Origin of the sequence: Kitasatospora putterlickiae (assembly GCF_039527695.1) — a bacterium.
GTDB lineage: Bacteria > Actinomycetota > Actinomycetes > Streptomycetales > Streptomycetaceae > Kitasatospora > Kitasatospora putterlickiae.
The window spans coordinates 10,135-10,455 of sequence record NZ_BAAAKJ010000119.1 but is presented as its reverse complement, the minus strand read 5'-3'; the positions used below and the strand labels follow the sequence as shown (position 1 = coordinate 10,455).

Annotated in this window: 1 pseudogene; it reads left to right on the top strand. The window is 73.8% G+C overall.

Going from position 1 to position 321, the window contains the following annotated elements:
* A pseudogene (locus ABD308_RS12435) lies at positions 1 to 206 on the top strand (hypothetical protein); the annotation flags it as partial.
* Between the last annotated feature and the right edge of the window lie 115 nt (positions 207 to 321).

The window sequence follows — 321 nt, the reverse complement described above, 5'->3', positions numbered from 1 at the left end:
ACACCACCGCCAAGTTCGCCTGGCTCGCGGTGCTCGGCGGGCCAGCGCTGCTGCTCTTCGACGCCGTCGTCTGGCGCGAGGTCTCCGGCTGGCCCGCCTGGGTCGGGGTGGCCGCCTTCCTCGGCGGCTTCGCCACGCTGGTGGTCCGGATGAAGGACCACGACGAGGACGAGCCCGAGGACCCGCACGGCGGCGCGGTCGTCTGACGCCCGGCTAGCGGGTCGGCAGTTGGAGGACCGCGAGCACCGGAAGGTGGTCGGTGGCGGGTCGCAGGTCGGCCTCGGTGAGCCCGCCGGTCATCCCGGTGCTGTTGGCCCACAG